The sequence below is a fragment of the Kitasatospora azatica KCTC 9699 genome (assembly GCF_000744785.1).
Taxonomy (GTDB): Bacteria; Actinomycetota; Actinomycetes; order Streptomycetales; family Streptomycetaceae; genus Kitasatospora; species Kitasatospora azatica.
This window is the reverse complement of record NZ_JQMO01000002.1, coordinates 542,070-553,683: the sequence shown is the minus strand read 5'-3', so window position 1 is coordinate 553,683 and position 11,614 is coordinate 542,070. Positions and strand designations below refer to the sequence as shown.

7 protein-coding genes are annotated in these 11,614 nt (G+C 70.8%); 4 read left to right on the top strand and 3 right to left on the bottom strand.

Features of this window, described 5'->3' with window-relative positions:
• Positions 1-29 precede the first annotated feature (29 nt).
• From BR98_RS02910 to BR98_RS02900, 3 genes are read right to left on the bottom strand one after another with little or no spacing between them, the layout of a single operon-like run.
• Positions 30-1,010: a carbohydrate ABC transporter permease gene (locus BR98_RS02910; RefSeq protein WP_051969238.1), complete on the bottom strand. Its 981-nt coding sequence runs from the start codon at positions 1,008-1,010 to the stop codon at positions 30-32.
• Entirely contained in the window at positions 1,007-1,954 is a 948-nt protein-coding gene (locus BR98_RS02905; protein ID WP_232247212.1) for an ABC transporter permease, read from the bottom strand. The genes BR98_RS02910 and BR98_RS02905 overlap by 4 nt, the downstream gene beginning before the upstream one ends.
• On the bottom strand, positions 1,951-3,630 hold the full coding sequence (locus BR98_RS02900; protein WP_051969236.1) for a type 2 periplasmic-binding domain-containing protein: 1,680 nt from the start codon (positions 3,628-3,630) through the stop codon (positions 1,951-1,953). The genes BR98_RS02905 and BR98_RS02900 overlap by 4 nt, the downstream gene beginning before the upstream one ends.
• A 202-nt stretch (positions 3,631-3,832) precedes the next feature.
• On the opposite strand from BR98_RS02900, the gene BR98_RS02895 reads away from it, so the two are divergent.
• From BR98_RS02895 to yicI, 4 genes are all read left to right on the top strand, one after another.
• Complete coding sequence (locus tag BR98_RS02895) at positions 3,833-6,685, top strand: glycoside hydrolase family 3 protein (protein WP_035839717.1); 2,853 nt, start codon at positions 3,833-3,835, stop codon at positions 6,683-6,685.
• A gap of 137 nt (positions 6,686-6,822) precedes the next feature.
• Positions 6,823-7,806 carry an acetylxylan esterase gene (locus tag BR98_RS02890; RefSeq protein ID WP_035842631.1) on the top strand — a complete coding sequence of 328 codons (984 nt, stop codon included), beginning with the start codon at positions 6,823-6,825 and terminating at the stop codon, positions 7,804-7,806.
• A 46-nt stretch (positions 7,807-7,852) separates the two neighbouring features.
• On the top strand, positions 7,853-9,253 hold the full coding sequence (locus BR98_RS02885; RefSeq protein ID WP_035839714.1) for a GH1 family beta-glucosidase: 1,401 nt from the start codon (positions 7,853-7,855) through the stop codon (positions 9,251-9,253).
• Positions 9,250-11,532 carry an alpha-xylosidase gene (yicI, locus tag BR98_RS02880; RefSeq protein ID WP_035839711.1) on the top strand — a complete coding sequence of 761 codons (2,283 nt, stop codon included), beginning with the start codon at positions 9,250-9,252 and terminating at the stop codon, positions 11,530-11,532. The genes BR98_RS02885 and yicI overlap by 4 nt, the downstream gene beginning before the upstream one ends.
• Positions 11,533-11,614 lie beyond the last annotated feature (82 nt).

Below are 11,614 nucleotides of genomic sequence, written 5' to 3'. Positions count from 1 at the left end.
AACCGCTCCCAGTCTGTCGTGCCGTCGGCTCAGCCCTTGATGGCACCGGTGAGTACGCCGGTGCGCAGGTGCTTCTGCACGAACGGGTAGACCATCACCAGTGGCACCAGGGTGAGCACCACCACCGCCATCTGCAGCGACAGCGGCGCGGTCTGCGCGTGCGTGGTGCCGAAGCCGGTGTTGATCGAGCCCGGCATGCCGACGCCGCGGTTGACGTAGGTCAGCAGCACGTACTGCAGCGGCCACTTCTGACTGTCCGTCGGCATGTAGAGCATGACGTTGAAGAACGAGTTCCAGTAGCCGACCGCGTAGAAGAGCGCGATCACGGCGGTCACGGCACGCGAGGTGGGCAGCACGACGGACCACAGGATCCGCCAGTCGCCGGCGCCGTCCATCCGGGCCGCGTCGATCAGCTCGGACGAGGTCCCGGAGTAGAAGGCGCGCAGCACCAGGATGTTGAAGACGGAGACCGCACTGGGCAGGATCAGCGCCCACCACTGGTCGTAGCCGCCGAGGCCGGTGACCACCAGGAAGGTGGGGATCAGACCGCCGCCGACGAACATCGTGACGACCAGCAGTAGCAGGACGAAGCGGTGCCCGAGCGAACCGGACCTGGACAGGCCGTAGGCGCACAGGACCGAGATGACCATGGAGACAACCGTGCCGACGACGGTGATGCCCAGGCTCACCAGCAGCGAGGTGAGCACGGTCCGGTCACCCAGCATCTCGCGGTACGCCTCGGTGCTCAGTCCGTCCGGCCAGATCACCAGTCCGCCGGCCCGGTTGATCGCGCCCGGGGTGGAGAAGCTGGTCAGCACGATGATCCAGAGCGGGATCAGGACGGCGGCCACGACCCCGCCGAGGGTCAGCCCCTTGGCGGTCTGGCCGACCGCGGTCGGCGGCTCCTGCCACGGCGGGCGGCCGCTGCGGGTCCGGCGCCGGGAGGCCGGCGCCGCCGCCTCGTGCTTGCTGCCGCTGTCGGTCCGGTCGATGGTGAGTGTGTTGGTCATTTCCGGTACAACCCGTCTTCGCCGAAGGCGTGCGCCAGCTTGTTGGCACCCCAGATCAGCAGCAGCGAGATCACGCTCTTGAAGAGCCCGGCTGCGGCGCCGTAGGAGTAGTTGCCGGTGGCGATGCCGTAGTAGAAGGAGAAGGTGTCCAGTACGTCGGCGGCGTCGTGGCCGACCGCGTAACGCTGGATCAGGAACTGCTCGAAGCCGACCGACAGCGCGTTGCCCAGGCGCAGCACCAGCATCAGGACGATCACCCCGCGCAGGCCGGGCAGGGTGATGTGCCACATCCGCCGGAACCGCCCCGCACCGTCGGCCGCCGCGGCCTCGTAGAGCTCGCTGTTGATCGCGCTGAGGGCGGCCAGGAAGACGATGATCCCCCAGCCCGCCTCCTTCCAGACCGCCTGGGAGGTGACCAGCAGCGCGAAGGTGTGCGGGTTGCTCATGATGTCCCAGGTGCCGACCCCGTGCTGCCGCAGGAACTGGTTGAGGATTCCGGCGCCGCCCAGCATCTGCTGGAAGATCGTGATGGTCAGCACCCAGGAGAAGAAGTGCGGCAGGTAGACGACGGACTGGACGAAGTTGCGGGTCCGTTCGCTCAGCACCGAGTTGAGGAGGATGGCCAGCGCGATCGGGATCGGGAAGAACAGGACCAGCTGGACGAAGCTCAGGTACAGCGTGGTCTTCATCGACTCCCAGAACAGCGGGTCGGCGAAGAGCTGCTGGAACTGCTGGAACCCGACCCAGTCGCTGTGCGAGACCCCGAGCAGCGGGTCGTACTCCTGGAACGCGGTGACCAGGCCGAACAGCGGGAGGTAGTTGAACACCAGCAGCAGGACGACCGTGGGCACCGTCATCCACAGCAGCGACTTGTCCCGCCGGAGCCTGATCCGCCAGTTCAGCCGCGCCGGTCCTGCCGCGATCTCCGGTCGCGCGGCGCTCACTGGTTCGTGCCGTACTTGTCGAGGACGTTGTCGGTCATCCACTGCTTGAGCCGCTCCCCGCCGCCGCTGGACTTCCAGGTGGCGATCGCGGCCTGCACGTCGGAGACCTTCTTCTTGCCGTGGATGCAGTCGATGACCGTGTCGTTGACGGCCTGCGCGGCCGAGGCGGTGGCGATCGACTGCGGCATGCTGATGTTCATGCCCCAGAAGGGGGGCTTGGCCAGGGCCTTGACGTTGGCGGCCTGCCAGGCGGCGATGTCCTTGGTGACCATGTCGCTGCCCGGGGTGCTGGTCACGGCCGCGGGCGAGACCAGGAACGGGTAGGTCTGCGGCTGGACGTCCTTCTTGCCCTCGTCCGTGAAGGTCGGGACCCCGTTCACCCGGTTGTGGTGGACGCCCTCGACGCCGAAGTTGACCATGGTGTACTCGGCCGTGCCGTAGGGCGCGGCGAGGTAGTTCGCGACTGCGAGCAGCTCCTCGATCTGATCGTGCTTCAGGTTCGCATTGAGGTAGCTGGTCATGCTGGTGGAAGAGCCCATGTACTGCACGGGCGTGCTCTTGCCGTCGGCGGCGAACGCGTTGAAGGCGCCGCGCCGGTAGTTCGGGTTGGCGGCGACCCCGGACTGGTAGTCGGAGAGGGTCCAGGCGCCCGTTCCACTGCCTGCGATCAGCAGCTTCCCGCTGTAGAAGTGGGCACCGGTGGTGGACTTGGTGATCGCGTCCGGGTGCAGGTAGCCGGCGGTGGCCAGGCGGTTGTGCCAGTCGACGGCCTCCAGGTACTCCTGGGTCTCGAAGGTGTGGACCAGCTTGCCGCTGTCGACCTTCCAGGTGAGCGGAGCGCCGAAGAACGTGAATATGTAGGTGAACAGGTCGTCGAAGGCCCACACGCCGCCCTTGGCGTCGGTGAGTTCCTTGCCCAGGTTCATCAGGTCGTCGGCGGACTTCACCTGGTCGCCGGTGATGCCGCGCGACTCGAGGATGTCGCGCCGGTAGAACGTGGCGCCCACCACGGAGAACTGGCTGGAGAACGAGGGGATGCCGTAGAGCTTGTCGCCCCAGATACCGGCCTGCCAGGCGCCGGTCGGGATGGCGGCGAGGTTGGGGTACTTCTTGATGTTGTCGCCGGACAGGTACGGGGTCAGATCGGCGAGCTGGGTGCCGGCCAGTTCGCCGGTGTTGAAGGCGGAGCTCCACCAGGACGGCAGCTGGATCCAGTCCGGCAGCTTCTTGGCCGCGGTCATGGTCGGGACGATGGTGTTGTAGTTGTTGCCGTCCGCCGGCTTCATCTCGAGGCTGATCCCGAGGGCCTTGTTCATCGCCTGGTAGAAGGAGTTGCCGACCGGCGGAACGGTGCCCCACAGCGGCGTGACCGCCGTGTAGCTGCCGCCCTTGCCCGGGACACCGGAGACGCTGGTGACCGCGGAGGTGGGGTAGGCGAGGTACCCGGGATCGGTCGCGGCGTCGGCGCTGCCCGCGACCGAGGGGATGTCCGGCTTGATGGAGGTGTTCGGCACGTAGGCCGGCAGTGCCGCCTTGAGGCCGGACGCGGTGTTCGCGCCGGTCTTCTGGTGCGCGCTGCCGCCGCCGCAGGCGGACAGCAGCGGGGCCATGCCGGCGGCTCCCGCGATGGCGGCGGCGCCGCGGACGAAGGATCTGCGGTTCAACTCGGTTCCCATGACAGGGGTCCCTTCCCCAGCGAAGTGTCGAAGCGCTTGGATGTTGCGGTGACACTAACGGGGCGTTACCAATTGAGCAAGGGCCTGAACAAATGCAAATTTCGTCTGTGCAGCGGGTGTTGACAGTGTCTCTGGATCATGTCAGCGTCGATGCGCTTCGACATCCATTCGCTCCACCCAGCCTGCCCGAGGGGTTTGCCACGTGAGTTCCCCGTCCGCGTCCGCACCCGACCAGCCCCCCTTCCGCGATGCCGCGCTGCCATTGCGCAAGCGCGTCGACGACCTGCTCGAGCGCCTCACGCTCGACGAGCGGATCGCGATGCTGCACCAGTACGCGCCCGCCGTCCCGCGCCTGGGCGTTGCCGAGTTCCGCACCGGCAGCGAGGCCCTGCACGGGGTCTCCTGGCTGGGCGAGGCGACGGTCTTCCCGCAGGCCGTCGGCCTCGGTGCCAGCTGGGACGAGGAGTTGGTGCGCCGGGTCGCCGAGGCGGTCTCGGTCGAGCTGCGGGCCTTCCACCGCCACCGCCCGCCCGTGCTCGCCGCCGACCGGGGAGCCAACAGCCTGCAGGCCTGGGCCCCCGTGCTGAACCTGCTGCGCGACCCCCGCTGGGGGCGCAACGAGGAGGGCTACTCCGAGGACCCGGTGCACACCGCCCGGATCGGTGAGGCCTTCTGCCGCGGTCTGGCCGGCGACGACCCGACCTACCTGCGGGCGGCTCCGGTGCTCAAGCACTTCCTCGCCTACAACAACGAGGACGACCGCTGCACCACCTCCTCCGGGCTGCGCCCGCGGGTGCTGCACGAGTACGACCTGGCCGCCTTCCGCCCCGTGGTCGAGGCCGGTGCCGCGACCGGCGCCATGGCCGCCTACAACCTGGTCAACGGCCGTCCCTGCCACGTCAGTCCGCTGATCGAGGAGGAGCTGCGCCGGTGGGCCCGGCCTACCGGCCACGAGCTGTTCGTGGTCAGCGACGCCGAGGCGCCGTCCAACCTGGTCGACCCGGAGCAGTACTTCGACGACCACGTCGAGTCCCACGCGGCCGCGCTCAAGGCCGGCATCGACAGCTTCACCGACCACGGCGAGGACAGCGACACGCCGGTCGGCCGGCTGCGCGAGGCGCTGGAGCGGGGCCTGATCGCCCCGGCCGACATCGACCGGGCCGTCTGGCGGCAGCTGGAACTGCGCTTCCGGCTCGGCGAGTTCGACCCGGAGCTGGACCCGTACGCCGGAATCGGCCCCGAGGTGATCGACAGCCCGGAGCACCGCGCGCTGGCGCGCCGCGCCGCGGCCGAGTCGGTGGTGCTGCTGAAGAACGACGGCCTGCTGCCGCTCGACCCGGCCCGCACGCCGCGGGTCGCCGTGATCGGCCCGCTGGCCGACGCGCTCCAGGAGGACTGGTACAGCGGCACCCTGCCGTACCAGGTCACCCTGGCCGCCGGGCTCGCCGCGGCGCTGGCCGAGCGGGGCGGTGAGCTGGTCACCGTCGAGGGCGCCGACAAGATCGCGCTGCGCTCGCGCACCACGGGCGAGGTGCTCGGCAAGACCACGTTCTCCGTGGTCGACTGGGGCGACGCCCTCACCCTGCGCTGCGCCGAGACCGGGCTGTACCTCTCGGTCAAGGGCGACGGCTCGCTCGTCGCCGACCAGGAGCGGATCAAGAGCTGGGAGGTGCACGAGACCTTCCGCCTGGAGCCCGCCGGGGACGGCGAATCGGTGCTGCTGCGCGGCGTCATCACCGGCCGCTACGCCGTCGTGGACCCGGTCGGCGGCCGGGTGGCCATGACCGGTGACGACCCGCAGCAGGCCGAGCGCTGGCAGCGCGAGCTGCTGCACGACGGCCGCGCCGAGGCGGTCGAGGCGGCAGCCGCCGCCGACCTGGTGGTGGTCGCGCTCGGCAACCACCCGATGATCAACGGTCGGGAGACCGAGGACCGGGCCAATATCGCCCTGCCGGAGGGCCAGGAGCAGCTGCTGCGCGCGGTCGCCGAGGTGCAGCCGCAGACGGTGCTGGTGCTGACAAGCAGCTACCCCTACGCCCTGGACTGGGCCGACGAGCACCTGCCCGCCGTGGTGTGGACCTCCCACGGCGGGCAGGAGACAGGCAACGCGCTGGCCGACGTACTGCTCGGCGGGGCCGAGCCGGCCGGTCGACTCCCGCAGACCTGGTACCGCGGGGACGACGAACTGCCGCGCCCGCTCGACTACGACATCATCAAGGCCGGCTGGACCTACCAGTACCACGGCGTGGCGCCGCGCTACGCGTTCGGCCACGGGCTGTCCTACACCGACTTCGACTACCGGGACCTTCGCCTCTCGCAGCCGCAGATCGACCGGGACGGCTCGGTCGAGGTCGCGGTGACCCTTGCCAACACCGGTGCCCGGTCCGGCAGTGAGGTGGTCCAGCTCTACGTCCGGGCGCTCGACGCCGTCCACCAGGCTCCCCGGCTGCGACTCGCGGACTTCCGCAAGGCCCGCCTGGAGCCGGGCGAGGAGCAGGAGTTGACGTTCCGACTGGCGGCCGAGCAGTTCGCCCACTGGGACGTCGCGACCGGCGCCTTCACCGTCGACCCCGGCGGCTACGAGATCGTCGTCGCCCGTTGCGCCGAACACCCGGTCCTGACCGCGCCGCTGAACGTGACCGGACCGGCACCCGCGCCCCGGGTGGTCGTGGACCGCAGCGTCCGGGCCGTCGACTTCGACGACTACGCGGGCCTCACCATCATCGACGCCACCCGGACCAGCGGCGACGCGGTCACGGCGACCGACCCGGCGCGGCCGGCGACGCTCCTGTTCCGCCGGGTGGACCTGTCCGGCGCGGTCCGGGTCGCGGTCGAGACCGCCCGGGAGAACGCCGGCGCCGGCGAAGCCCGGCTGGAACTGCGAGCCGGCGAGCAGCTGCTGGCCGAGGTCGAGGTGCCCGTCACCGGCGACCGCTACAGCTGGACGACGGTGACCGCAGACCTCGCCGCGCAGCTCGACGGAGTCCACGACCTGCAGCTGACCCTGCACAGCGGCTTCCGGCTGGCCGCCTTCCGGTTCGCCGCCTCCGACTGAGGCAGCGGCCCCACAAACCGGCGGCCCGTCGTTCTGGGGGGCGGCGGGCCGCCACCCATTCGCAGGAGTCCCTCGTGCTGTTCACCTTCCACCACCACCCCGCCGCCTCGTCGTCCCACCATCCGGAGGAAAGCCCCATGCCGCTGACGGACTTCGGTCTTGACGATCTCGTCGACTACCGCCCGGAGTCGGCCGCTCCCGAGGACTTCGACGCCTTCTGGCAGCGCACCCTCGCCGAGGCCCGGGCCCATGACGGGGCGGTCAAGGCCGAACGGGTCACCGACCAGTACCTGCTGCGCACCGTCGAGGTCGATGACGTGCGCTTCCCCGGCTGGAACGGCGAGCCGGTGGCCGCCTGGCTGCTGCGCCCGCGCGGCGTCGAAGGCCCGCTGCCGGTCGTCGTCACCTACATCGGCTACTGCGGCGGTCGCGGATTGCCCACCGAGCACCTGTTCTGGCCCTCCGCCGGCTACGCCCAGCTCGTCGTGGACAGTCGCGGCCAGGGCCACGACACCCCCGACCACACGATGGGCGACGGCACCCAGTGGGTCGAGGGATTCATGACCCGCGGCATCGACTCCCCGGAGAACTACTACTACCGGCGGTTGATCACCGACTGCGTGCGTGCCGTGGACGCCGTCGGCCAGCTGCCAGACCTGGACAGCGAGCGGATCGTGGTCACGGGCGGCAGCCAGGGCGGCGGCCTGGCCCTGGCCGTCGCCGGCCTGGTCGGGGACCAGGTGGCGGCAGTGATGCCCGATGTCCCCTTCCTGTGCCACTTCCGCCACGCCGTGCAGATCGCCGGGGAGGGCCCCTACCCCGAGATCGTCAAGTACCTGCGCTGGCACAGCCGCCACCGCGTGACCGAGACCTTCGCCACCCTCGACTACTTCGACGGGGTCCACTTCGCCCAGTGGGCGACCGCTCCGGCCCTGTTCAGCGTCGCGCTGATGGACCCCGTCTGCCCGCCCTCCACCGTCTACGCCGCCTTCAACCACTACGCGGGAAAGGACCGCACCATGACCGTCTGGCCGTTCGCCGACCACAGCGGTGGCTGCGGCTCCAACCCGCCCGCCCAGTTGTCCTGGCTGCGCGAGCGCGGGCTGGCGCCGCAGCTGTGACCACCGTGCACCACTACCTCCACACCGGTCGACGAGGTCTCGCCGAATGATCAGCCCGGCCTTCCCGCTGCTGCCCGCCGGCTTCCGCTTCGGCGCCGCCACCGCCGCCTACCAGATCGAAGGCGCCCACGACCAGGACGGGCGCGGCCCTTCGATCTGGGACACCTTCAGCCACACCCCCGGGCGCACCCTCGACGGCGCGACCGGCGACACCGCCTGCGACCACTACCACCGCTACCGCGAGGACGTGGCCCTGCTGCGCGGCCTCGGAGTCGACGACTACCGCTTCTCGATCGCCTGGACCCGTCTGCTGCCCCAGGGCACCGGCCCGGTCAACCGCGCGGGACTGGCGTTCTACGACCGCCTGATCGACGAGCTGCTGGCCGCCGGCATCTCACCCGCCGTCACCCTGTACCACTGGGACCTCCCGCAGGCCCTGGACGACCGCGGCGGCTGGCGGGTCCGGGAGACCGCCGAGGCGTTCGCCGAGTACGCGGCGCTGGCCGCCGAACACTACGGCGACCGGGTGGAGCGCTGGATCACCCTCAACGAGCCGTACTGCTCGGCCTTCGTGGGCCACGCCGAGGGACGGCACGCGCCCGGTGCGCAGGAGGGTCGGGGCGCGCTGGCCGCCGCCCACCACCTGCTGGTCGCGCACGGCCTCGCGGTGCGTGAACTGCGTGCCGCCGGCGTCCGGGAGGTCGGGATCACGCTCAACCTCGACCGCGTCGACGCCGCCTCCCGGCTCCCCGAGGACCTGGCCGCCCTGCGCCGCGCCGAGGTCCTGCACAACGAGGTCTGGACCGAACCGCTGTTCGCCGGTCGTTACCCCACGCTCGAGCGGGAGACCTGGGCCGGCCTGGCCGACGGCCCGTGGCGGCTGCCGGGCGACCTGGAGCTGATCGGCGCGCCGCTGGACTTCCTCGGCGTCAACTTCTACCGCCCGATCACGGTCGCCGCCGCGCCCCACCGGGAGGCCGACCCCGAACGGCGCACCGCGGTGGACGTCGGCGTCGTCGAGCTGGACCCGTACGGTACGCGGCACACCACCATGGGCTGGCCGGTCGTCCCGACCGCCCTCGGCGAGCTGCTGCTGGGACTCGACTCCCGCTACCCGAACCTGCCACCGGTCTGGATCACCGAGAACGGCTCCGCCGAGCCCGACACCCTCACCGCGGACGGTGCGGTGCACGACACCGACCGGATCGACTACCTGGCCGACCACCTCACCGCCGTCGCCGACGCCGTTGCCGCCGGAGTGGACGTGCGCGGCTACTACGTCTGGTCGCTGCTGGACAACTTCGAGTGGGCACGCGGCTACCAGCAGCGCTTCGGCCTGGTGCACGTCGACTACGACACCCTGACCCGCACCCCCAAGGACAGCTACGGCTGGTACCAGGGCCTGATCACCGCGCACCGCGCGCGGACGGAGGAACCCGCCCGATGAAGTTCACCGACGGTTACTGGCTGATGAGGCCGGGCCGCACCGCCCGCTACGCCGCCGAGGTCGCGGACGTCCGGGCCGACGAGCACCGGATGACCCTCTACGCACCGGTGAAGCACGTGCGGAGCCGCGGCGACACGCTCAACAGCCCGCTGCTGACCGTCGAGTGCTGGTCGCCGGCCGAGGGCGTGATCGGGGTCCGCACCACCCACCATGCCGGATCGGTGCGCCACGGGCCCGAGTTCGCGCTGCCCGGCGCGGAGCCGGGCGCCGGAAAGGTGCACCGCGAGGGCACGGTGGTGCGGCTCAGCTCCGGCGAGCTGGAGCTGCGGGTCGACACCTCCCAGCCCTGGCGGCTGGAGTTCACCGCTGCGGGCCAGGTGCTCACCTCGGTCGGCGAGCGCGGCACCGGCTTCGTCACCGACGACGAGGGACGCCACCACATGCTCGGCCAGCTCGCCCTGGGGGTCGGTGAGCTGGTGTACGGGCTGGGGGAGCGGTTCACCCCGTTCGTGCGCAACGGGCAGACGGTGGACATCTGGCAGGCCGACGGCGGCACCAGCAGCGAACAGGCGTACAAGAACGTCCCGTTCCACCTGACCAACCGGGGCTACGGAGTCTTCGTCAACCACCCCGGCAAGGTCAGCTACGAGGTCGGCTCCGAGGCGGTCGGCCAGGTGCAGTTCAGCGTCGAGGACCAGTCGCTGGAGTACTTCGTCGTCCACGGCCCGACCCCGAAGCAGGTCCTGGAGCGCTACACCGCGCTCACCGGCCGCCCCGCGCTGCCGCCGGCCTGGGCGCTCGGCCTGTGGCTGACCACCTCCTTCACCACCGACTACGACGAGGCGACCGTCAACCGCTTCGTCGGCGGCATGGCCGAGCGCGGCATCCCGCTGAGCGTCTTCCACTTCGACTGCTTCTGGATGCGCGAGTACCAGTGGAGCGACTTCGACTGGGACGCCGAGACCTTCCCCGACCCGGCGGGCATGCTGGCCCGGCTCAAGGAGCAGGGGCTGCGGATCTGCGCCTGGATCAACCCCTACATCGCGCAGAAGTCCGCGTTGTTCGAGGAGGGCCGGCGCGAGGGGTACCTGGTGCGCCGCCCCGACGGCACCATCTGGCAGTGGGACCTGTGGCAGCCCGGCATGGCCCTGGTGGACTTCACCAACCCGGCGGCGTGCGACTGGTACATCGGCAAGCTGCGCGGCCTGCTGGCCCAGGGCGTGGACTGCTTCAAGACCGACTTCGGCGAGCGGATCCCCACCGACGTGGTCTGGCACGACGGCTCGGACCCCGAGCGGATGCACAACTTCTACACCCACCTGTACAACCGGGCCGTCTTCGAGCTGCTGCGCGAGGAGCGCGGCGAGGGCGAGGCGATGCTGTTCGCGCGGTCCGCCACCGCCGGCGGCCAGCAGTACCCGGTGCACTGGGGCGGGGACTGCGAGTCGCACTTCAACGCGATGGCCGAGTCGCTGCGCGGCGGACTCTCGCTGGGCCTGTCCGGCTTCGGCTTCTGGAGCCACGACATCGGCGGCTTCGAGGGCACCCCGACCCCCACCGTCTTCAAGCGCTGGGTGCAGTTCGGACTGCTCTCCTCGCACAGCCGCCTGCACGGCAGCAAGTCCTACCGGGTGCCGTGGGACTACGGCGAGGAGTCGGTCGAGGTCACCAGGGAGTTCACCCTGCTCAAGCACCGGCTCGCGCCCTACCTGCAGCGCGCGGCCCAGCAGGCGCACGCCACCGGCGTCCCGGTGATGCGCGCCATGCTGCTGGAGTTCCCCGAGGACCCCGCCGCGGCCACCGTCGACCGGCAGTACCTGCTCGGCGAGGACCTGCTGGTCGCACCGGTCTTCACCGACGACGGCACGGTCGAGTACTACGTCCCCGAGGGCACCTGGACCAACGTGCTGACCGGTGATCAGGTGACCGGCCCGCGCTGGGTGAAGGAGCAGCACGGCTTCCACACGCTGCCGCTGCTGGCCCGCCCCGACTCCGTCATCCCGCTCGGCGCCGACGACCAGCGCCCGGTCTCCGCCTGGGCGGACGGCGTCGAACTGCGGGTGCACGCCTTCGCCGACGGGGCCGAGCGCACCGTGGTGATCCCGCGCAGCGACGGCCCCGGCGAGAGCGCCCGCTTCCAGCTTCGCCGCGAGGGTGACCGGATCCACGTCACCACCGACAGCCCGCACCCCTGGCAGCTGCGGCTCGGCGGCCCGGACGGCACCCTGCACACCAGCCCCGCCGGTACGTCGGAGGCCGACTTCCGCTACGAGGGCTGACCCCGAACCCCGGGGCCGGGGTCCTGCGCCGCACCGCCGCGCAGGACCCCGGCCCCGGCCTGCCGCAGTCCGAAAGGGTGTC